Consider the following 22,065-nt stretch of genomic DNA (forward strand, 5'->3'; position numbering starts at 1 on the left):
GAATTCTAAGTAATTTGAAGATCAAAATAAATAAAGATAGTGGTGACCCACATGGATGCAGAAAACCTCCATTACTTTGAAAAAGCACCGGTTGCAAAAGCCGTAGCTCACTTCGCTGTACCGATGATGCTAGGCATGTCAATGAGTGTCATATACTCCATATTGAATGCCTATTTCCTTGGTACACTCAATAATACTGCCATGTTAACCGCACTCGCACTAACCTTGCCCTTATTCGCGGCCATTATGGCGCTGGGCAACTTGATTGGCGTGGGCAGCAGTACATTCATCTCCCGTTTGCTAGGAGAGAAAAAATACGATGATGTAAAGCATGTGTCTTCATTCGCCTTTTACAGCAGTATCGTTCTCGGTCTTATCTTGATGGCCGCCGGCCTCCCATTGATCGATTCAATCGTTCATGGCCTGGGAGCGACGCCTGACTCCTTCGGCTTCACGAAGGACTATGTCACGATTATGATTATTGGTTCACCGTTCATCGTATTATTCTTCACCCTGGAGAATATCGTGCGCTCGGAGGGTGCTGCAATGACGTCGATGATCGGTATGATTCTCAGCGTTGTCGTGAATATTATTCTCGATGCGCTAGTCATCTTCGTCTTCCATTGGGACGTGATCGGCGTTGCGTCTGCTACGGTCATTTCTAACATGGCTGCGAGTGCATTCTACACCTTCCATATCGGATCTAAGAGCCAATTCTTAACCGTCTCCGTAAAATGGTTCAAAGCTTCCAAGGACATTCTCAGCAATGTATTCAAAATCGGAGTTCCCGTCTTTGTTATGAGTATCTTCTTGGGTGCAATGTCGCTCATCTTTAACCGTTATTTGGTCGAATATGGGGAGCAGGCCATAGCGGCATTCGGAATTTCATCACGTTTATTGCAATTTCCTGAGGTTATTCTGATGGGCTTATGCGAGGGAGTCGTGCCGTTAATTGCCTTCTCTTTTACAGCTAATAAATTACGTATGAAGCATACCATTGGATTCACGTTCAAAGCGGTTGTGGCGTTAGCAGTCGTGTTCGGTGTCATCGTCTATCTGATTTCCGACAACTTAATTGGTTTATTTACGAATGACCCGCAATTAATTGAAATGGGCAGCTACATTCTACATGTGACGTTCTTATCCTTGTTCATTACAGGAATGACCGCGATGTTTATGGGGATCTTCCAAGCAACAGCACAAGGAACCGCCGCGTTTATTATGTCAGTTATTCAAGGAATTACTCTGATTCCTGTGTTGTATATCGCCAATCGAATGAACGGCTTCCACGGGGTGGTTTGGTCGCTCGTCATTTCGGATGCCGTCGCGTTCCTTGTTGGTGTCATCATGCTGTATGTTCTGCGGACCAAATTGCAGCCGGATTTGAATAGTTTAGTACAGTAGAAAACATATAATACGCAAGAAGGTAGGATAAGGGCACTCCCTGATCCTACCTTCTTAAGGTACCTGGACGGGGAATAGGCTATTGTCATTCAATAAAGGAAAATGTGCCTACTAGTAGTTTCCTGAAAGCTGTCCTAATGCTTATTCCTATGTCAATTGGAGAAGGACTCTTTTGAGAACAGAACATTTCTACCGTTATCTTTGTTCTTTGTGGCCACTGATGCCATGTGGTTTCTATCTGACTGCGGGGAGTGGAATGAGTGCCCTTTGTATAACAGCTAGCAGCGATAAGGATAGCCGCCTGATCGTGTTTGCAGCGCTGATGCAAGAAAATGATCGAGAAGATAACTAGTCACAACTGTCTGCCTGTATGGTGCAGACGGATATAAAATGCAAAACCCATCCATTAATATTTTGGAGCAAAGCGCCGCTACTCCTTTATCTTTGTACTGGCGGCGCTTAGTATATTCGTATAACCCTCGAGGCTTTGGATGTACTGAGCGAGGCGAATTTCTCTTTGTTGCCATCAATACCGACTACATCCCATGCTCCCCGTGATGCGTGAGGTATCAATCAACCGCCTCTATGATTACTATCACATCTTTGAGCATTATTTTTTTAAACCAGCTGCAAAGAAGGGACCATTAACCGTAATGGTCGTTAGGATACGAGCCATTTCTAGAGGAGATTCTTTCGTGCCACTTTCCAACCATTTTTGAATTACCCCTATTATTGCAGCTCCCATATAAGAAGCTAAATACTGTCCTGGAACAAGGATATTTTCTTCCTTTACAAATGCGTTTGGATTATTTCCATAGAGTGTTTCCCACATGAATTCTTTCAATCTTGTTTGAAATGTTAAATCCCCTTTTGGACCTAACACAGCTTTCATAAATCCACTATTTATATTTAAATACTCAAATAATGAAACTGTAAAGGAAAATGGAATTAATGTCTGAGAGTCAGTTTCAAGTGCGGCAATAACACTTGGGTAGCTTTGTTTTGTAATTCTGGACATATCCAGCATAATTTCTTCCTCACACTTAGTCATTAAATCAAATTTGTCTTGATAGTGTGCATAAAATGTTCCTCTATTAATATTCGCCCTTGTTGTTATGTCTTTAACCGTAATTGCTTTGAAACCTTTTTCATTTATTAATTCTACTAGTGCGTGTCGAATAGATTCTTTTGTCCGAATGACACGTAAATCAACATTAATATTACGCAAACAAATTCCTCCTTAATTTTTCCCAACACTATTATTAATAGTGTTCCGTAACCAACACATTTGCCACTTTTAATTATTGAACAGAACCTAATCCTATTTTATACTTTGGAATGTAATAAACAACAGGTTGTTCATTACTAATAATAATTTAACATCAGGGAGGGGATATAGACAACATATTAACGAAAATACGCTAAGGAAATTCGACATCAAATAAGTCGTATTTGTACTCAAAGCCGGGGATACTGATTATATGCTAAATACTTACAACAAATAAATTCATATGGAAGGAAGTAATATTAAATGAACAAATTTCTGGGCCACCCTGATCTGAAACCGACACATCCCAATGACAATAAACCAGGTTTGAACAAAATAGTCATGACTACTGCGCATTATGGAAATCAAGAGATGATAATGGAAAAGGATGTTCCCATCAAAATGCGGGACGGGATCACACTATACGTCAATGTTTTCCGTCCGGATAAGCCTGGGAAGTTTCCAACGGTAATGAGCATGGATCCATATAATAAAGATGGCTTACCCCCTTATGAGTTTTTGCGTCCAGTCTGGCCGACGTTAGGAGGTATCGACACATCTCTTTATACGCCAATGGAATCACCCGACCCCGGTTTTTGGGTGCCAAACGATTATGTACTGGTAAAAATTGCTGCGCGGGGGAGCTCCAATTCGGAGGGTGAACTCTATCCTTGGACGAAAACTGAAACTGAAGATTATTATGAAGTCATCGAATGGGCCGGCGTCCAGGATTGGTGCGACGGCAATGTGGGATTAAACGGCGTGTCGTATCTGGCCATGACCCAATGGCGGGTGGCCGCTTTGAATCCGCCTCATCTGAAGGCCATAATCCCATGGGAAGGGACTTCTGATCTGTACCGAGAATGGTTCTTTCACGGCGGAATACCGGAAACGGTTTTCTCATCATCTTTCGAGCAGTTATTAAATACCCGCTGGCCAAATAATAAAGTAGAAAGTATGATAGCGGCGCAAAAAGAACATCCTTTACTCGATGAGCACTGGGAGGAAAGAGAGGTCAAATTGTCCGATATAAAGGTTCCTATGTTTGTTTGCGCCAGCTGGTCGACCCAAGGCTTGCATTGCCGCGGTACCTTTGAAGGATTTAAACAAGCTTCATCCAAAGACAAGTGGCTGCTGGTTCATGGCCGCAAGGAGTGGGAAACCTATCATTTGCGTGAGTCGCTGGAACAGCAGAAGGATTTCTTCGATTATTTCCTGAAAGGCATTGAGAATGATTGGATGGATACGCCACGGGTACGCTACGAGGTCAGAGAGAAATTCTATAAGGGACAGACTCGCATCGCGAATGAGTGGCCGATAGCCCAAACAATATATTCCAAACATTATCTGAATGGTGAAGAAATGTCCCTGCAGCAGGCTCCCGTTCAGAACGAAACCAGCCTCACCTATAATGCTGAGCTCGGTCAGACAGAAAACAGTGATTTACGGTTCAAATTTACCGCTGACGAGGACATGGAGCTCACCGGAAATATGAAGCTCAAGCTCTGGGTCTCCGCCGATGACACGGATGATATGGATATTTTTGTTGGCATCAAGAAGTACGACAGACGCGGCAATGAAGTGTTCCTGCCTGACTTTAACCATATTGAAAACGGTCAGGTGGCCAATGGATGGCTGAGGGTTTCCCATAGAGAGCTAGATACTGAGAAATCTACTCCTTATCAGCCGGTACTTAAGCATAAGAGTTTATTGAAGCTTAAAAAAGGTGAGATTGTGCCGGTAGAAATTGAAATATTACCTTCAAGCATTCTCCTGAAATTTGGAGAAAGTCTGGTGTTGGTCATAAGAGGCAGCGAGATAATTATCGAAGATAACCCATCAGGTGATAAAAGACGTTATGGGCATACGGAAACAGTGAACAAAGGAAATCATTCGGTTTACACCGGTGGAAAGTATGATTCTTTCCTCTTGGTACCAGTGATTCCCAAGAGAGATTAGTGAAAGATTACGTCTCTTAATTCATTACGACCATTGAAAAAATAGGAAGTTGATGACTTGTGTCCGGGCTATATTGCCTGGACTATTGGGCTTAGAGAGAAGAAAAAACGCTAATTCGGTCATATCCGAAGACTTAGCGTTTTTTTTCGTTGAAATGTCTTCGGGCCCTCTTAAATAATAGATTATTCTTTTGATTAGGGGCGTTTAGAAAGGATCACATAGTTACGGTTTGCTCGGTACGCATCCGGTTAATCAAGTTATTATCGAGCTTCGTAATTGTTCGCTGAAAAATATCAGATCGGTGTGCTATGGTGACGAATGAATGCAATTGCCTAGCGGCATTATGGACGATTTCGTGGAAAGCATTGTAACATCACTTTTGATTTACAAGTACAATCGTGATGTATCTTAGCAGAGTAGAGCGGAGACTCTAATTATTGAGTTTAATAAAAAAAAGAACGCATCAAAATTATTTGATGGTTGACGAGACAAATATGAGGTGCTAAGATTAACACATCAACAAAAATTGATGTAAAAAAAGAAGGTGAACACATGAACAGTACAAGTACGAGTACCACTATAAATGATGCTACTTTAAGTCTGTATGAACAAAAGTTTAAAGCGCTATCCGATAAGAATCGTTTAAAAATTATATATGAGTTAAACCAAAAAGGTAAAGTCTGTGTATGTGACCTAACCGATCTACTTGGTTTACCGCAATCTAAACTTTCCTACCATTTAAAAATGTTGTTGGATGCGAATGTGATCCTCATGGAGCGCATCGGGAAATGGAACTATTACGAGTTAAATGAAAATGAAATCAAAGGGCTATTGTCAGAACAACTTTGTTGTATTTTTTATCCAAAACCTAAATGATTCATTTTTTTAATTAACATATCAAAATAATTTGATGTGTATGAAATTTAAGGAGGATATAACAATGAAAAACATCGAATTTAAACTGGAATCTAAAGAATGCTGTACTCCCAATACTCCCACAGAATGTTGCACAGATTCTACAAACAAAAGCTCTCAAAATGGAGAAACGAATGGAATTAATAAAGAATTGCCTGTAGCTATCATTGGGGCTGGTCCGATTGGGTTAGCGGCTGCCGCGCAATTAGCTGCTCGAAATAAGAGATTTATTCTTTTAGAAGCTGGTACTCAAATTGGCCACAACATTCTTGAATGGGGACATGTTCGACTCTTTTCACCTTGGCAATATAATGTCGATAAAGCAGCTCAAGAATTGCTATTTAAACATGGATGGAAAGCTCCATTATCCAATGAACTGCCACTAGGTAGGGAAATTGTAGAAGATTATCTACAACCATTAGCTGAACTACCTGAAATTAAGCCTCACATAATGATGAATTCTAAAGTCATTGCAGTAAGCAGAAAAGATACCGATAAAATAAAATCTAATCAACGTGAGGAACTTCCGTTTATTCTCTACGTAGAAACGAATGGAATTACGAAACGATATGAGGCAAGTTCGGTTATTGACGCTTCTGGAACTTGGGGTCATTCTAATCCTTTGTATGCAAGTGGCGTTTGGACAAAAGAAGAACGGTCGATGGATAAGCATATTGTCTATGGTATTCCTGATTTCTCTTCGGAGAATCAAACGAAATACAAGGGTAAACGCACTGCTGTTGTGGGAAGTGGACATTCCGCTTTGAATACGTTGCTCGATTTAGCACAATTGAAAGAAATCGATAACAATACCGAAATATATTGGATTATGAGAAAAAGCAAAGTTGAAGAAGCATACGGTGGAGAAGCAAATGATCAGCTTGAAGCCAGAGGTGAATTGGGAAGTCGGATACACCAGTTGGTTAGTTCTGGTCAGGTAAACGTTGTTACTCCATTTAAGATAGAACAACTTAAACAATCAGGGAAACAAGTTCAGATCATAGGGACATTAAATAACACAAATATGGAGATTAACGGAATTGATCAAATCATAGTTAATACTGGTAGCCGTCCTGATTTTTCCTTCTTACGGGAATTAAGACTCAGTATAGATTCAGCCACCGAGAGTATTGAAACACTAGCTCCACTTATTGATCCGAATATTCACAGCTGCAGTACGGTTAGACCTCATGGTGAAAAAGAACTTCGGCATCTCGAAAAAAACTTCTACATTGTAGGAATGAAAAGCTATGGACGTGCGCCAACATTCCTTATGGCTACTGGATACGAACAGGTTAGATCAATAGCTGCCTATCTCACTGGTGATTTTGAAGCAGCATCCAAAGTAGAACTGGAATTGCCTGAAACAGGGGTATGTAGTCTTAATAACAGTACGAGTACAGCAAGTGAAGGCAGCTGGTCGACAACCGCTGAATCATCTTCCTCTTCCTGCTGTAACTAAAATTTTAATCATGATTTATAAAGGAGAAACCTCTTATGACGATAATGGATGTAACTACTGATAAAATTGATTTTTTTGGATAAAAATGGAATAAATATTATCTCAGTCGCTAATGAAACTGGTAGTATTCAAATTATTGGGCTGGAGAATATTGAGAAAATTCGAAATTTTTTAAATGAATTAAAAGAGATGAATTACAATATGAGAGACCCATTTATACCAAGAATTTTGATTCAGCGGATTTGAAAGCACCTTCCGATGCCATTAAAGATCTTAAAATGTTTCGTATGTCATGGATAGTGTTAGGGGTTCTTCTCATAGGGTATTTTGTCAGTGAATCTCTAAATATACCTGTATCCATTGTCGCCGGCATTATCGCTATCCTATTCTTGCTTCTGGCGAGAAAAAGTCCGGTTGTTCCCATTGGAGATGTTGTCAAAGGCGCGCCATGGGCAATTGTATTTTTCTCCATCGGCATGTACGTCGTAGTATATGGCTTAAGGAATGCCGGACTAACCGATCTACTTGCCCAAGTCATACAAGTGGTAGCGGATCAAGGAATGTTCGTTGCTATAATGTCCATGGGAATCATAGCAGCTCTTCTGTCATCATTAATGAACAACATGCCTACGGTCATGATTGATGCACTTGCCATTGATGCAACTCATACCACGGAGGCGATTAGAGAGGCCTTGATTTATGCGAATGTGATTGGCTCGGATTTAGGTCCAAAAATAACCCCCATTGGTTCTCTTGTTACCCTTTTATGGCTTCACGTCTTAAGTACCAAAGGTGTCAAAATTTCTTGGGGTACTTATTTTAAAACAGGGATTATCTTGACGGTTCCAACCTTAATTATCACATTGGTAGGTCTATATTTATGGTTACTCATCTTATGATTTTATTATAAAGGAGCAGATATCATGGAAAAGAAATCAATTTACTTTTTATGCACAGGAAATTCATGTCGTAGTCAAATGGCGGAGGGATGGGCTAAAAAATACCTAGGGGACACTTGGAATGTAAACAGTGCAGGAATTGAGGCTCATGGTCTTAATCCCAATGCCGTAAAGGCCATGCATGAAGTAGACATTGATATTTCAAAACAAACGTCTGACATGATTAATTCTGAACTACTCAATCAAGCAGATCTCATTATCACATTGTGTGGGGATGCTGCAGATCGTTGTCCAATGACGCCTCCACATATCCGTCGTGAACATTGGGGATTTGATGACCCCGCCAAAGCACAAGGTACCGAGGATGAGAAGTGGGGAGTTTTCCAACGTGTCCGTGATCAAATTGGTGAGCGGATTGAGCATTTTTCCAAAACTGGTGTGTAGAGACCTGGAGCAATCAGCTATCGCTCATAATATATGATTGTTGATATAAAAAAACAATAATAATCATATAAAACTTAACTGAAGAATGATAATTCCTTTGTAGAAAAAATATATGTTATAGAAGGTTTTTTATCTTTCAGAACAAAAACATGGTTCGGATACTAGTGGATGTACACTCTTGATTATGCAAGACCATTTGGGGACCATGTACATAACTGCAATAATTATTAATGGATTGCTGCAATTAATGTTCAATTGAAGAGAGGCTATAAATGGACACCAATCAATCTGTAAATCTGGGTTTACCAAAGAGGAAATTAAAATTACTTTTGGAAGTTCTGGTCATATCGACCAAACTTGGGCTAACTTCATTCGGGGGGCCAATAGCACATCTTGGATATTTTCATAACGAATATATACGAAAACGTCAATGGATGGACGAACGAAGCTATGCAGATCTTGTAGCGTTGTGTCAGCTTCTTCCTGGACCGGCTAGCAGTCAGGTCGGCATTGGTATTGGCGTTATGCGGGCCGGTTTGCTTGGTGGAGTGGTCGCATGGATTGGGTTTACCCTTCCTTCGATTATTGCGCTGGTATTGTTCGCATTCCTTTTACAGGGGTTTGACATTAGCAACGCAGGTTGGATTCATGGATTGAAAATTGTGGCGGTGGCCATTGTAGCTCAAGCGATTCTAGGAATGGGGCAAAAACTTACACCTGATAAAAGACGAGTTACTATTGCAATTATAGTGGCTTCCATTACCCTTCTATGGCAGACGGCATTCAGTCAAGTATTACTTATTGTGGCTGCTGGATTAATTGGATTATGGATGTACCGAAAAATGGTCGTTCAGGAGGCTCTGAATCTTCCTGTACCAATCAGTCGTACCGTTGCAGTTCTAAGTTTGACAATCTTTTTCGGTCTTTTGATCGCTTTACCACTACTGCGCCAGGTTATGGATAACAGTTGGGTTTCATTGTTTGATAGTTTTTATCGGTCAGGTTCCTTTGTATTTGGCGGAGGGCACGTTGTATTACCGCTTTTAGAACGAGAACTAGTACCCACGGGTTGGATAAGTAAAGAAGATTTTCTTGCAGGGTATGGGGCGACACAGGCAGTCCCTGGACCATTGTTCACCGTTGCTGCATACTTAGGCGCAATGGCAAAGGGTATCTCCGGGGCTATAATCGCTACGGTGGCCATCTTCTTACCAGCCTTCTTGCTCATTATTGGGACCTTACCTTTCTGGAATTCCCTTCGCAAAAGCACCCATGTACAAGGGGCGCTAGTAGGCATCAATGCTGCAGTTGTCGGTATCTTATTAGCAGCGTTATACAACCCACTTTGGACTACAGCGATAATCGCACCAGCAGATTTTTCACTAGTGTCCATCCTTTTTATCATGCTTGTCTTCTGGAAATTGCCACCATGGGTCGTTGTTATAGCCGGGATTGTAGGTGGAGTACTAATTGGCCTTATATGAATATCGATTTTAACGGAAAAATGGGAAGTGGAATCAAACCACTTCCCATTTTCTATACTCAGTTACTTTTTGCGAAGGATCAAACGCCTGATACCTTTTTTTGAATAGTTATACCAGATACTATGAAAAGAAATAAAATATTAGCTGGGATAAATCGATATGGACATAATAAAGAGAGTGCAAATATGTAGACAAATGTAAAAGGACAAGAACATAGACCTATTAGAATTCGCGATGGACGCGGTTTTTTTTTTATGGGTACAAGTTCCTGTCCTTTGATCGGGACAAGAACTTGTACCTATTGCTGACAATGGACAAGAAAGTATACCGTTTGCCGTGCGCGATATAATATCTCAAAAACACAGAAGGTGTATTTCTTATAGAAATGACTATTGGATGGCGCTATATTAGTTAGGCGGAGTGCTATTTAATATTGTATATTGGAGTTGGAAAACCAAAGGAGAGATGGTATGTCGACAATAGAGGGAACAAAAGAAAATCCTTGGAAACTAAAAACACCTCCTCAAACATCTGATTATGAAATGTTTAAGGACGAAAAAGATGGAAAAGTAATTTTAGTATGTACTGTAGGCAAAACCGTTTTGCATTATGACTATAGTTGTGTTGATGACTTAAACACTATGCTTAAACTGTATGGTGACTGGATGGAACTAGCTAGTGCTGATGAGCAGAAACCTGTAAAAGAAGGTACGGTTGAAGCCTGGGGACGTTCGCCTGAAAATCCAATTGGTGGTTGGTACGGCTTGAAAAAAGGATTGCGCGGTAGATTTGGCATGTATATACCACCTTTGATGGAAAAATTAGGATTGGCAGAAGTAGAACACAACCCAAGGAATAATAGAATGCGGACAATAAAACAGTAGTATAAATAAAATAGAGGAGCGATTCAAAGATTGCTCTTCATATTCCATATGATAATCGTGATTTTAATGTACGTACAAAAGCAATTAGTAGTGCCAAGACCAAGCGTAAAGAGGAGACGTCAGCTATAACGCCCTTATTGCCTAATAGTGCGAACAACTGCCTTTGTTCAACTAACGGGCAGGATAGTTGAAGAAGGATTAATTTCCAAACAAGAAGGAAAGATTATTATTGAATATATATAGGGATGAGTGATTACTGCATCTCTATATCAGGAGGTTGTTAGGTATGTCGAGAGAATTATGGTTGAACCTGCCAGTGCGAGAACCAGAACGGGCAAAGGCATTTTATACCCAACTCGGTTTTCGGTTGAATGAGCAGTATGCGAGTCAAGACGGCTCATTCAGCTTGATCGTCGGCGACAATCAGGTTGTTTTGATGCTCTTCCCGGAATCCGCGTTTCGCGGTTTTGCTGGTATTGGGGTTGAGGATTCGTGGCAGGGCACTGAAGTGTTATTCTCTCTGGGGGCGAACTCCAGGGATGAAGTTGATGAGTTCGCCTTGAAAGCTGAACGTGCCGGCGGCACTGTATTCAACAAGCCGGGCGAAAAGGGTGGCTGGATGTACGGCTGCGGTTTTGCCGATCCGGACGGTCATCGGTGGAACGCGTTCTATATGGATATGAGCAAAATGCCACAAGGCTGAAAACCAGATTCGCTATTTCGTGACGAGTCTTGAAACAGAAGTCAAATAAAGTTACTTAACAACCGGGTGCGATTGTTTAATAAGAGCAATCGCACCCTATTAAGTGTGTGAAGAAATGTACTTAAAGTAACGGGCAGTATAGTTGAAAAAGGAACTTAAATTTAAATCTCGAATTTCTAATGTAATCGAATAGCCAAAAAATTTGATGACAGACTGGAGTTAGATACAATGATAAAAGGTTTCGGAGGAATATTTTGGAGAACTAAGAATCTTGAAGTTATAAAAAAATGGTACAGTGAAGTGTTGAAGATTGAAATAGAAAATTGGAATGGGACTGTGATAAAACCCCAATTAGGAAATGAGACTATCTTTTCTTTCTTTACCGAGAATGACAGTTATTTTCCAACAGATCAACAAGTGATGTTAAATTTCCAAGTACATAATCTAAACGAGACTATTAATCATCTTGAACATATTGGTGTACCTCTTGCAAAGAAAAAAGAGATTAGTGAATTTGGAAAGTTTATTTGGATTGAAGATCCTGAAGGTCGACTGGTCGAGCTTTGGGAGAAATAACGAGTTGTAATTCAATTGCTATTGAGCAAACGGGACACGATAGTTAAATAATACACATTGATGAGCAGGTACTTCGGTATCCTGCTCTATTTATTAAACTCCTCATTGGCAACCCAAGAGGTCTAGAAAATGACCTATATAGTGATCAAGGTGATTTTACGCTGAAGTTTTAATAATACCTTGACGTTAAGCAGACGCTGCCTATTCGGCGGCTTTTTTTATTGGGAGGAGGTGAGGTCACAACTGAAAAAGGAGTCCTATAATTAAGATTCCCTTTTTTCTGGAAATCAGGGTTTAGTCGGGTAAGTGACCAAGTTCTTGTTGAAAGATGACAAGAATATAGTCCGATTAATATCCGCGTAGATCGCGATTTTTTTGTATTGTCGGAACACATTCTTGTCATCCGATGCCCAATGACATAAAAGTGCCTACATAAGCAGTATCTGAAAAGCTTGTCAATTCAGGCTTTTTTTTATTTTTATGTTGACAAATTCAGCTACATTGATTCGGTGCTTTTACTTACTGATACTTACAAAGTATCAAGTCTCTGACCGGGGGATTAGATACGAGATATACGGTGGGCAGAGCTGCTGCTCTGCATCTGCATACAGAACGAAAAAAAACGGAGATTACGATTTACACTGGTAAATAATTATTCAGAATAAATTCAGAATCTCCCTCACTTTATATACAGATTTATTAGATAGCATAAGAAGTGTTAAACAAGGGAGACAACTGCTAACCAAGAGAGCATAAAAGATATTTGAACAATTGCTAGGAGCGTTAATAATGAAATCTATATATATAATATTAATAAAATCTAATACATTTCTTTCAAATTTGATACGTATGACTACATTTAGTCCATATACTCATGTTTCAATTTCTTTCTCGGAAAGTTTGTATCCTCTTTATAGTTTTGGAAGAAGAAACAAACATCATCTCTTACCAGCCGGCCTGGTCACCGAAGATATAAACACAAGTTTTTTGGGGAATAATATTCCATGTGCAGTTTATAAACTTCAGGTTTCGGAAGGTGTTTTTGATAAGGCTAAACAAGAGGTTGAACGTATGATGGTTGACGTAGATTCTTATCATTACAATGTTTTGGGGTTGTTGCTATCCAGACTTGGCATTCCATATCATCGTGAGAAGCATTATTTCTGTTCTCAGTTCGTCAGCGAAGTATTACATAGAAGTAATGCTTTACCACTGACCAAGCCATCTTCACTAATGTATCCAAGTAATTTTATTGATCTTCCGGAGTTAACTTGTATTTTTGAAGGGTATTTAAACTCGTTAAAAAAAGATATGCCTGCAGCTACATTAAATATTTATAATCTTTATAGTACCGGCAGAAAATTGTAATGTAATGTCAAAATCTAAATTTCGTACATTTGGGTACTACTTTTAATATGATTATTCGTAATGCTATTCTCTTTATGGGGGATAATTGTGAAAAAACATACAGAATTAATAGGAGCTGATGATCAATATAATCATCAGCTCCTAATTGTAATCCAAGGATCTTATCAGTGAATTCAGTTTTCGCTGTTAGAAATAAAACTGGTAAGTCATCAACGGAGCATGAGTTCGTTGAAATTAGAGATTGCTTTAATTATATGGCTCAAAAAATAGTTTGAAAATATGGTTAGGTTAATTATAGCTGATACTGGAACTTCAATCCCTTCGGAGATCAGAGATGAACTCTTTAAACCATTTGTGTTAATTGCGGTGTCTATTATTATGTCATGTTACTCTTGAGTATAGTTATTCATTGATGATAATTGCTGATTAACCAAATGTAACATGATACAAAACTTGTAATGGCCCTTATGATGCTCTAACCAAATTCGTCCGCCATGTAGTTCGACGATATGTTTGGCAATCGAAAGTCCTAGTCCAGAACCGGCTGGGGTATTCTGCTCTTTTCGTGAGGGTTCCATCTTGTAGAAACGCTCAAATAATTGTTGCTCCTGTTCAAGAGAAATGGACTTACCTACATTCTCGACGGATAGAATGACTTCGTCTTGTTGGGCGGTGAGCTGAACTTTGATTTCTCCAGGACGGAGAGAGAATTTCAAGGCATTCGTTAATAGATTATCAATAGCTCGGACCATTTTTTCAATGTCCATTCTAACTAAGAAGGGTATAGGAGAGATATCTTGTACAATGGTAATCTGCTGCTCGTTCGCAACGGGTTCGAATTCGGAAATAATTTGTTCAAATAATTTATGGTAATCAACTTCCTGAAAAGATAATTTGACATCACCATTAGTCAGCCGGGTGTATTCAAATAAGTCATCAATCAGTTTCTTTAACTGTTGCGTTTTGTTATAGGCATTGTTAATAAAGCGTGCTTTCTCCACTTCATCATGGTATTTAGGAGTCTTAAGTAAATCCAGATAGCCGATAATGCTGGTTAATGGAGTTCTCAAATCATGAGAGACGTATGTGATTAGCTCCATTTTCGATTGTTCAATTTGGCGTTCTTTTTCCATTTGTTGCTGTAACTGTTCTGCCATATGATTGATATTGTGTGCAATATTGCCTAGCTCATCTTGCCTAGACAAAGGAATGCGATATTTCAAATTTCCGCCTGCGATAGACTGCAAGCCATCCGTGATGACCCGGAAGTATCGGACCGTACGGCTGGTTAGCACAAAAAAGAAGAAAATGAACGACGCAAAAAAAAGAGCTAAAGCTGAGAATTCAAAAAAAGCATCGGGAAATAATGGGCGGAGAAAATCCAAAATGGTCCTGGAAATAGAGGTGAGGATAAGGCTGAGTATGCCTGCCCAGAGCATTTGAACGCGAATGCTTCGGTTGCCATTCAATACGGACCAAATTTTATTTATCAATCTTATAACCTACTCCCCAGACGGTCTTAATATACTGTGGCTCTCGTGGTTTGATTTCAATTTTCTCACGGATATTCCGAATATGGACCATCACTGTGTTTTCGGAATAAAAAGCCGTTTGGTCTTTCCAGACCTTTTGATAAATATTATCAATGTTGAACACTTGCCCCCGATATGTGGCTAACAATACTAGGATGGAAAATTCAATCGGCGTTAAAGATATATCTTTGCCTTGTAAGGTAATCGTATGTTGATTCTTATTAATTACAAGATCATCAATTACAATCTCCGAAGGGTCTGAGGTATGGCTTGAGGTAGAGAATTGTTGCCTTCTTAATTGGGCTTTCACTCTGGCGATTAGCTCTAGAGAATTAAACGGTTTGGTTACATAATCATCAGCCCCCGTTGAAAGACCCGTGATTTTATCCAGAGGCTCTTCTTTGGCAGAAAGCATAATAATAGGGATGTCGGATTCCTCTCGAATTCGAAGACAGGCTTTAATTCCATCCAAATTCGGCATCATCACGTCCAGAATGATTAAATTAATCTTTTCTTGCTGCAAAATTTCTAGTGCCTGCACACCGTCTTCAGCTTCCAAAACGTGATAACCTTCATTACGTAAATATATATGAAGAACATCCCGAATTTCAGGGTCGTCATCCACGACCAAAATGTTTATATGTGTCATAGACGGTCTCCTCCATGTGTTTTTTTATATCTAAAAGTCAGTCTAACGATCACAACGATAATGATGACTAGGGTAAGGAGCAGCAGCAGCTTTATTCCATAATTATAGATTAGAGAACCCACTTCTTGTACATGATTTCCCAAATAACGTCCCGCTATAAAGAATAATAATGTCCATACCAATCCTGTCGAGTAGGAGATCAGGGCATACCGTCGATAGCTCATCTTATTAATCCCGGTAAGATAGGGCATGACATGTCTTACTATGGGAAGGAAAGAACTGATACAAAGGGCCAAACTTCCGTATTTTTGAACTAAATGTTCTGAATAATTGATATATTTCTCCATCTTTTTCTTTCGGCGCAATTTATGCAGAATGGGAGTACCGATATAACGCCCGAGTACATAGCCCAGCGATAATCCTGATATGACTCCTAAATAAGTGAGCAGAAAGGCTGGCATAAAGGCAAGGATTCCTTGGGTGGTTACTGCACCACCTGTCATCACAATGACCTCATCAGGAATAGGCATGCCTACAATACCTAGCCATAAAGAGAAAAATAGCGTAAGATACCCAAAATGTTGGATCATGGATAACAGCCTATCATAATCCATTTGATTCACTCCATTCGGAAGCAGAATTACTTTTCACTTGTGAAGTCATCCATTTACGAACCGCGTAATACAGCATTTCTGCTAAAATAATTCCTCCAACGATGTCCAGTATAACATGCTGTTTCACAAAGAGCGTTGAAAGGATAATCGACCATGAAGTGATCCTGACGAGTACTAGGGATAGAAGGGGCCAATTTCTGCAATCCGCCATCCCTTTCAGCATTAAGTAACTGCTTAATACATGAATGCTGGGAAAGCAATTATAAGGACCATCAGTCCGGTAAATCAGTTGTACGAGCCAATTTAATAATCCTTGATCAGTCACCTCGGGACGAACAATGGAGGTCTGATAAACATAAAAGGTGATATAACTGATGATTAGACCAAGACATAAGGTGAGCAGGGTTCTGTAATAAACAGATCTATTCTTTATACAGAACGTAATAAGCATGGTGATCATAAAGGGATACCATAACAAATACGGAATAATGAAGGCTGGAACAAAGGGGATTTGTGCATCCAGATCTGTCATCATACTGTTGACATTCGAACCGCCGTGGTTTAATATGCCGTAACAAATGTTTAAGACGGGAATCACCAACATCCATAACAATGGTTTATACTCCGCGACTTTAGCTTTCATCCGTTGAGGTCCCTTTTTGACAGACATAAATAAATGCTGGTGGAACGTTCATAGGGACAAACAGAATCTCTTTGATTTCAAAGTTATCGCTTAGTTGTTGTTTCATCTGTAAGGAGTATTGAAAAGCGATAAACAGGCCACCGGACTTAAGTGATAATCGAATTTGTTCGATTAACCGATCTCTCAAAGGTTTAGGGAAGTTATAAAAGGGTAGTCCACTTAGAATGCAGTCGAGTTGAACGATATCTTCTTGTTTCAAGGCAGATTGAAGCTCACATCCATCCGTATAACATGTGAATTCGGGGAATTGATGTTGCAATTTCTTTTGCAAATAGGGATCTTTTTCAAAGAGAACAACTTCGGTGCCTTCATGAACGGCTGCTTGAATATATTTCGTGATTGCACCTGTACCCGCACCTAATTCGGCAACGGCGTGCACTTGGTCCCATGTAACAGCATCAATCATTTTTCGGGCTAAATATCTAGAGCTCGGAGTTACACTGCCGATTTGTCCTGGCGAATGTATAAAACGGGAAATGAATAGAAGTTTTTCTTGAACTTTCGATTGTATATTTAATAACATATCATGTTGCCTCCCTTATTTAACACTTCTTATGTTATCTAATAAATCTGCAGATAAAGTGAGGGAGATTCTGAATTATTTCTGAAGAATTGATTATGATAGCAGGAAAAGCTTCTAAAGATCAGGTGCTTAATTGGTATATAAGTAGGGGTGAACATTATAGCACTCGGGATTAATTCCCACGGGTAGGTACGTTCGACTAGGCTAACTTATCCCTTATGCAAATAAAAAAGAATCAACCAGAAAGAACTGATTGATCTCATAATACGAACGGTAGGTTAGTTGAATAATTTTTTGAAATTATCTAGAATAAAAAGTCGATTCTATAATATAAGAATCGACTTTTTATTTCACTTGCAATTGCAACGGCGCCATCAATCAGCTCATTACATCACCCATTTTAATCAAATCAAGTCTACTGCTGATCCAAAGTCAGAAGTTTTATTATGGAAAAGGTTGTTGACATATAGGGTAGGGGTGTATACTATACGAATATAAACCAAATCAAGGAGGAATACGAAATGTCAGGAAATTCAAATGCTATGACTAATGCGAATCCGCTACGATGGAAGGCATTGTTCTTGCTATGCTTGGCCCAGTTCATGGTTATCATGGACACATCTATCATCGGGGTTGCTCTCCCAGCGATTAAAGAAGCACTTGGTTACTCGCAAAACAACCTGCAATGGGTATTTAATGCTTATGTCATTTTCTTCGGGGGATTATTGCTACTAGGAGGCCGACTATCCGATCTATTCGGTCAACGTAAGATGTTTATGCTCGGGTTTATAATCTTGTCACTTGCTTCGCTGTTAGCCGGATTAGCTTGGTCCGAGGAGTCGATGAATATCGCCCGCGCCATTCAAGGATTTGGATCTGCGCTAATCGCTCCAGCTGCATTGACCATCATCATGCAACTCTTTGTCGCTAACCCTAAGGAGTTAAACAAAGCTTTCGGCTTCTGGGGAGCATCCGCGGCAGCAGGTGGTACGGCAGGGGTTTTCCTCGGAGGAGTCATTACGGAATGGCTCAGTTGGAATTGGACATTCCTGATCAACATCCCCGTAGGCTTGTTCGCTATTTTGTACAGTCTGTATGTCCTTCCAAAAGGAACGAAAAGCAAGGGCAGCATCGATCTCTTAGGATCACTGACGGTCACGGCTGCGTTGGTGCTGGCGGTATATGCGATCGTCACTTCGGAGCATAACGGATGGGGAGCGCAAACATTCGGTTTATTGGCTATTGCTGCTGTACTGTTCATTCTGTTTCTGATCGTGCAAGCGAAGAAAAAAGAACCGCTCGTACCTCTACGGATATTTAGAGCTCCGAATCTACTTGCGAGCAATATCATTTTGGCAACTCTTGCAGGTGCTTGGATTCCGCTTTGGTTTTTCTTGAATCTGTATCTTCAACAGGTTCTGAACTATTCGGCATTTTTGGGTGGGGTTGCTCTGGTGCCGATGACGATCCTCATCATGATCTTGATGGTCGGAGTCATGGGAAGGCTAGTCGGCAAGTTCGGAATCAAAGGAAATCTCGTCATTGGTATGCTTATATTAGCGGTATCACTGTTGCTGTTCGCTTGGAATACGCCAGAAGGTGGAAACTTCGTTACCAACGTACTGTGGGCTTCTCTACTCGGGGCACTTGGCATGTCAATGGCTTATATCCCGGCAACGATCGCCTCCTTGTCGGGGGCAAGGCCAGAAGAATCCGGTTTGGCGTCGGGCTTATCCAATATGAGCTATCAGATTGGTTCAGCCATTGGATTAGCTGTCATGGCTGCCATATCTTCCTCCTGGACGAAAGGGGAGTTGGATAAAGGGATTGATCAAATTGCAGCATTAAATACGGGTTTTCACTCCGCATTCGTTGGAGCGGCTATCATAGCTATCGTCGGTGCACTTATCGCGTTGATTTTCATCCGTAAAGGGAAAACGTCAGAGAATTGAAAATGAGATAGACATAATAATCAGTCGTGTTATTCACGGCTGAAATGAGCATTACCATTAATTACAAAGGATGTGTTGGAGCTTGACTCTTCGCAAATTAGCCTTAGCAACACCACTCTCAGTAGGTGGAACGACGTTTCAACCGGAGTAACTAACTGCCATTGCTTCTATTGTTCATCCAGGCACTGCAATCGAAATGACGCCATTCAAACAGCTTTACGTATTGGTCTTGAATGCCAGCCACAATCGCTTCCTCTAGGTCCTAGGGTGTTACCAACGTCTCCGTTGTGCTGAATGCGCTACGTCTACAAAGAGCAAAAGTATAAAGTTATTCATATCATGGAGGCGAAAAAATGAAACGAATTTATTTGATCGGATTGCTAGCGGCACTTGTTTTGGTTGCTGCTTGCGGGAAACAAAATAAACAAGAAACTGAGAACCATGGTCCACATGGTGAACAATCACAAGTAACATCACCTAGTGCATCAAGTGCCGGAGAGCACGGCGAAGCTCACGGAGAAGAACAGGCCAGCGAGACGAAGAAGCTAGAGACGAATGCTGTTTGGAAATGGTCTGAAGAAACGCCGAAATCTGGAGAGAATACATTGATCACCGTACAAATTCAGGATACGGACGGGAAGGCCATCGAGGAATTCGATATTAATCACGAGAAGAAGCTCCATCTCATCGCGGTTAGCAAGGATTTATCTTACTTTGACCACATCCATCCGGAGTACAAAGGGAATGGGCAATTCGAAATCACGACATCGTTCCCTTCCGGTGGTGATTATAAGTTATTCGCCGACTATATTCCTACCGGCGGATCTGCCACAACGAAGTCCGAATGGATCAAGGTAGAAGGGCTAGCCGCTGAACAAGTTCCGATTAAACCATCGGATGAACATTCCGTGATCGTGGACGGGGTAGAAATCACACTCGAAAACAATCATCCGGAAGCCGGCAAAGAAATTGAGTTGAACTTCAAACTTTCGGATGCGAAGTCCCAAGATCCGATAACGGATCTAGAGCCTTACCTAGGCGCTGTTGGGCACGTTGTGATCCTAAGCGAAGATACAGAGCAGTATTTGCATGTACACCCGATGGAGGAAAAAGCGAAAGGCCCGGATGCGAAATTCATGACGACTTTTCCCAATACCGGCGTATATAAAATCTGGGGGCAATTTCAGCGAAACGGTAAAACTTTTATCAGTCCTTTTGTAGTTGAAGTGAAATAAAGTAATCTCAACGCCGCGAAGATGAATGAATTTCGCGGTTTTGTCAAGAATCTGTACCGATTGCCGATGGATTTGATTAGTCAATTTTCCTTGCTAAATGAAAATTAAAAGGAGAAGGGTATTATGATGAAAGAGAATAAAACTTGAATACGCAAAATGGGGTGGGATCATGAGCTACGTCGAAGAGGCGTCTAACCTTGAGATACGGAACCTTATTCTTGAGGTACTTATACGAAGGCGAAGAGAGTGATGCAGAGGGAAAAAGGTTTAAAGAGTACGGATATCAGGGAACTCAATCTGATTTGTACCGTTTGTTAAACGGTTTATTAATTATATGGAAGATAATACCCGAAAGGTTAACATGTCTGGGGCAGCATGGGGCGGCAATGGAAATACTTTGTTCGAGAATTTTACGACCAATCTTAAACCGTTCGGAGATTTATAGTATCCGTTAGTTCAGATCAACCTCAATGTTGTCGAAAGACACGAACAATATCCGAATGAAGTCCGCGTAAAATCGCGGGCTTTTTTATGTAACAGAACACAAAACAACGATTCATTCATAAAGTTTCTTTCTCAGCCAACCAGAAACAAACTTTTTAGGGGAGCTCATACGTCATACTTATGTAAGAGACAACAAAACATAAACGGAGGTTTTTAGAAAATGAAAAAGCAGTACTTAAAGAAAATTCCTTTATTAGCGTTGACAGGTTTTATTTGTGCAGTAAGCATCGGTGCACCTCAAGTTTCATTAGCAAATGAGGCACCCTCAGCCCAAAAAGGGGTAACGAAACAGTCCCAAAAAACTATAGCAAAAATAGAAATTGGTCAAAAATTTAGAGTACCCGAACTTAAACTTAAGGAAAATACGTATGTACTTGATTACATATTGTCCGATATTAACGGTGATGTCGTTAAAGACAAAGTCATATTGGTGGGTACAAAAGAAAAGATTAATGGAAAGCTGGATACGTATGCCAGTGATTTATCTATCATCGTGCAAGATGGAAAAACCAACAAGTACGTAAAATATAATTGGATGTCCAAAGGGACGGACGGAAATTTGTATGGAGAAATTGGAAGAGAACCGAATTTAATTATCGGTGACTATACAGGTAACAAAGTGAACGATATTATCGTAACAGCCCCTCAAGGAGGGAATGGTGGACACGTGAATCATCTCATCTTAACTTGGGAAGGAAATAAACTCAAAGATGTTTTGGCGGATAACCAAGAATTATACACTAATCCTCAGGCAAACTTCAGTTTAAATCTGCCCGCTTCCTGGAACGGACATTACAAGGTGAACCAATATGCAGGCGCAAATGCAAATGAAATCAAGCCAACGGCTAAGCATGTAGTAGAGTTCGATTATACGACAAAAGATGGAAAAGATGCTGAAATGCTGCTGATGATCTCTGTGTATTCCAAAAATGATTGGAGTCGCTTCTCCAGGGAAGAAGGTCCGCCTGTAGGCAGCGTAATTGCGGAA

The 22,065-nt window shown here is 40.4% G+C and carries 20 protein-coding genes and 2 pseudogenes; 15 read left to right on the top strand and 7 right to left on the bottom strand.

The features are described 5' to 3' along the window. The first annotated feature begins 51 nt into the window (after nucleotides 1-51). Together BW961_RS25065 and BW961_RS30080 are read left to right on the top strand one after the other, a co-directional pair. Nucleotides 52-1,404: an MATE family efflux transporter gene (locus BW961_RS25065; RefSeq protein WP_068587452.1), complete on the top strand. Its 1,353-nt coding sequence runs from the start codon at nucleotides 52-54 to the stop codon at nucleotides 1,402-1,404. Nucleotides 1,405-1,576: 172 nt separating this feature from the next. After that, nucleotides 1,577-1,756, top strand: coding sequence for a hypothetical protein (locus BW961_RS30080; RefSeq protein ID WP_139331746.1), 180 nt, complete (start codon nucleotides 1,577-1,579; stop codon nucleotides 1,754-1,756). Nucleotides 1,757-2,014: 258 nt separating this feature from the next. Here BW961_RS30080 and BW961_RS25070 read toward each other — a convergent pair whose 3' ends face one another. Further along, on the bottom strand, nucleotides 2,015-2,632 hold the full coding sequence (locus BW961_RS25070; RefSeq protein WP_068587454.1) for a TetR/AcrR family transcriptional regulator: 618 nt from the start codon (nucleotides 2,630-2,632) through the stop codon (nucleotides 2,015-2,017). A gap of 303 nt (nucleotides 2,633-2,935) precedes the next feature. Between BW961_RS25070 and BW961_RS25075 the strand changes: the two genes are divergently transcribed. The 10 genes and pseudogenes from BW961_RS25075 to BW961_RS25125 all read left to right on the top strand — a co-directional run bounded on the left by BW961_RS25075 (nucleotide 2,936) and on the right by BW961_RS25125 (nucleotide 13,365). Continuing rightward, complete coding sequence (locus BW961_RS25075; protein ID WP_068587456.1) at nucleotides 2,936-4,630, top strand: CocE/NonD family hydrolase; 1,695 nt, start codon at nucleotides 2,936-2,938, stop codon at nucleotides 4,628-4,630. Between the two features lie 552 nt (nucleotides 4,631-5,182). Continuing rightward, complete coding sequence (locus BW961_RS25080; RefSeq protein ID WP_068587459.1) at nucleotides 5,183-5,506, top strand: ArsR/SmtB family transcription factor; 324 nt, start codon at nucleotides 5,183-5,185, stop codon at nucleotides 5,504-5,506. Nucleotides 5,507-5,570: 64 nt separating this feature from the next. Then, on the top strand, nucleotides 5,571-7,007 hold the full coding sequence (locus tag BW961_RS25085) for an NAD(P)-binding domain-containing protein (protein ID WP_068587461.1): 1,437 nt from the start codon (nucleotides 5,571-5,573) through the stop codon (nucleotides 7,005-7,007). A gap of 227 nt (nucleotides 7,008-7,234) precedes the next feature. Next, nucleotides 7,235-7,906 (top strand): annotated as a pseudogene (locus tag BW961_RS25095) (ArsB/NhaD family transporter); the annotation flags it as partial. 24 nt (nucleotides 7,907-7,930) lie between these two features. Further along, complete coding sequence (arsC, locus tag BW961_RS25100) at nucleotides 7,931-8,350, top strand: arsenate reductase (thioredoxin) (RefSeq protein ID WP_068587465.1); 420 nt, start codon at nucleotides 7,931-7,933, stop codon at nucleotides 8,348-8,350. 272 nt (nucleotides 8,351-8,622) lie between these two features. Beyond that, nucleotides 8,623-9,834, top strand: a complete 1,212-nt coding sequence (locus tag BW961_RS25105; RefSeq protein ID WP_068587467.1) for a chromate transporter — start codon at nucleotides 8,623-8,625, stop codon at nucleotides 9,832-9,834. 470 nt (nucleotides 9,835-10,304) lie between these two features. Then, a complete protein-coding gene (locus BW961_RS25110) occupies nucleotides 10,305-10,718 on the top strand; it encodes a DUF6855 family protein (protein WP_068587469.1) in 414 nt (137 codons plus the stop codon). Nucleotides 10,719-11,004: 286 nt separating this feature from the next. After that, a complete protein-coding gene (locus tag BW961_RS25115; RefSeq protein ID WP_068587471.1) occupies nucleotides 11,005-11,421 on the top strand; it encodes a VOC family protein in 417 nt (138 codons plus the stop codon). A gap of 228 nt (nucleotides 11,422-11,649) precedes the next feature. Further along, entirely contained in the window at nucleotides 11,650-11,997 is a 348-nt protein-coding gene (locus BW961_RS25120) for a VOC family protein (protein WP_068587473.1), read from the top strand. Between the two features lie 789 nt (nucleotides 11,998-12,786). Further along, nucleotides 12,787-13,365 (top strand): hypothetical protein, encoded by a 579-nt coding sequence (locus BW961_RS25125; RefSeq protein ID WP_068587475.1) that lies wholly within the window; start codon nucleotides 12,787-12,789, stop codon nucleotides 13,363-13,365. 124 nt (nucleotides 13,366-13,489) lie between these two features. Here the strand turns inward: BW961_RS25125 and BW961_RS30085 are convergent. The 6 genes and pseudogenes from BW961_RS30085 to BW961_RS25150 form a co-directional block, all read right to left on the bottom strand. After that, nucleotides 13,490-13,573: pseudogene (locus tag BW961_RS30085) on the bottom strand (DNA-binding response regulator); the annotation flags it as partial. Nucleotides 13,574-13,751: 178 nt separating this feature from the next. Further along, nucleotides 13,752-14,858, bottom strand: a complete 1,107-nt coding sequence (locus BW961_RS25130) for a HAMP domain-containing sensor histidine kinase (protein WP_068587477.1) — start codon at nucleotides 14,856-14,858, stop codon at nucleotides 13,752-13,754. After that, nucleotides 14,848-15,546: a response regulator transcription factor gene (locus tag BW961_RS25135; RefSeq protein WP_068587479.1), complete on the bottom strand. Its 699-nt coding sequence runs from the start codon at nucleotides 15,544-15,546 to the stop codon at nucleotides 14,848-14,850. Before BW961_RS25135 ends, BW961_RS25130 begins: the two co-directional genes overlap by 11 nt. After that, a complete protein-coding gene (locus BW961_RS25140) occupies nucleotides 15,543-16,160 on the bottom strand; it encodes a DedA family protein (protein WP_068587481.1) in 618 nt (205 codons plus the stop codon). Before BW961_RS25140 ends, BW961_RS25135 begins: the two co-directional genes overlap by 4 nt. Further along, the gene (locus tag BW961_RS25145) at nucleotides 16,150-16,803 is read right to left on the bottom strand and encodes a phosphatase PAP2 family protein (RefSeq protein ID WP_068587483.1); all 654 of its coding nucleotides are present in this window, start codon (nucleotides 16,801-16,803) and stop codon (nucleotides 16,150-16,152) included. Before BW961_RS25145 ends, BW961_RS25140 begins: the two co-directional genes overlap by 11 nt. Further along, a complete protein-coding gene (locus tag BW961_RS25150) occupies nucleotides 16,793-17,386 on the bottom strand; it encodes a class I SAM-dependent methyltransferase (protein ID WP_068587485.1) in 594 nt (197 codons plus the stop codon). Before BW961_RS25150 ends, BW961_RS25145 begins: the two co-directional genes overlap by 11 nt. Nucleotides 17,387-17,907: 521 nt before the next feature. On the opposite strand from BW961_RS25150, the gene BW961_RS25155 reads away from it, so the two are divergent. From BW961_RS25155 to BW961_RS25170, 3 genes are all read left to right on the top strand, one after another. After that, on the top strand, nucleotides 17,908-19,338 hold the full coding sequence (locus BW961_RS25155; protein WP_211269768.1) for an MFS transporter: 1,431 nt from the start codon (nucleotides 17,908-17,910) through the stop codon (nucleotides 19,336-19,338). 353 nt (nucleotides 19,339-19,691) lie between these two features. Further along, nucleotides 19,692-20,573 (top strand): hypothetical protein, encoded by an 882-nt coding sequence (locus BW961_RS25160; protein WP_068587487.1) that lies wholly within the window; start codon nucleotides 19,692-19,694, stop codon nucleotides 20,571-20,573. 664 nt (nucleotides 20,574-21,237) lie between these two features. Then, nucleotides 21,238-22,065 (top strand): hypothetical protein (locus BW961_RS25170; protein ID WP_076577029.1); only part of this gene is annotated, 828 nt, incomplete at its 3' end.

The organism is Paenibacillus macquariensis (genome assembly GCF_900156375.1).
In the GTDB taxonomy this organism is placed as follows: Bacteria; Bacillota; Bacilli; order Paenibacillales; family Paenibacillaceae; genus Paenibacillus_AQ; species Paenibacillus_AQ macquariensis.

Coding starts and splice junctions, on each gene's coding strand:
- BW961_RS25065 (WP_068587452.1), top strand. CDS start 52: ATGGATGCAGAAAACCTCCATTACTTTGAAAAAGCACCGGTTGCAAAA.
- BW961_RS25075 (WP_068587456.1), top strand. CDS start 2,936: ATGAACAAATTTCTGGGCCACCCTGATCTGAAACCGACACATCCCAAT.
- BW961_RS25080 (WP_068587459.1), top strand. CDS start 5,183: ATGAACAGTACAAGTACGAGTACCACTATAAATGATGCTACTTTAAGT.
- BW961_RS25085 (WP_068587461.1), top strand. CDS start 5,571: ATGAAAAACATCGAATTTAAACTGGAATCTAAAGAATGCTGTACTCCC.
- arsC (WP_068587465.1), top strand. CDS start 7,931: ATGGAAAAGAAATCAATTTACTTTTTATGCACAGGAAATTCATGTCGT.
- BW961_RS25105 (WP_068587467.1), top strand. CDS start 8,623: ATGGACACCAATCAATCTGTAAATCTGGGTTTACCAAAGAGGAAATTA.
- BW961_RS25110 (WP_068587469.1), top strand. CDS start 10,305: ATGTCGACAATAGAGGGAACAAAAGAAAATCCTTGGAAACTAAAAACA.
- BW961_RS25115 (WP_068587471.1), top strand. CDS start 11,005: ATGTCGAGAGAATTATGGTTGAACCTGCCAGTGCGAGAACCAGAACGG.
- BW961_RS25120 (WP_068587473.1), top strand. CDS start 11,650: ATGATAAAAGGTTTCGGAGGAATATTTTGGAGAACTAAGAATCTTGAA.
- BW961_RS25125 (WP_068587475.1), top strand. CDS start 12,787: ATGAAATCTATATATATAATATTAATAAAATCTAATACATTTCTTTCA.
- BW961_RS25135 (WP_068587479.1), bottom strand. CDS start 15,546: ATGACACATATAAACATTTTGGTCGTGGATGACGACCCTGAAATTCGG.
- BW961_RS25140 (WP_068587481.1), bottom strand. CDS start 16,160: ATGGATTATGATAGGCTGTTATCCATGATCCAACATTTTGGGTATCTT.
- BW961_RS25145 (WP_068587483.1), bottom strand. CDS start 16,803: ATGAAAGCTAAAGTCGCGGAGTATAAACCATTGTTATGGATGTTGGTG.
- BW961_RS25150 (WP_068587485.1), bottom strand. CDS start 17,386: ATGTTATTAAATATACAATCGAAAGTTCAAGAAAAACTTCTATTCATT.
- BW961_RS25155 (WP_211269768.1), top strand. CDS start 17,908: ATGTCAGGAAATTCAAATGCTATGACTAATGCGAATCCGCTACGATGG.
- BW961_RS25160 (WP_068587487.1), top strand. CDS start 19,692: ATGAAACGAATTTATTTGATCGGATTGCTAGCGGCACTTGTTTTGGTT.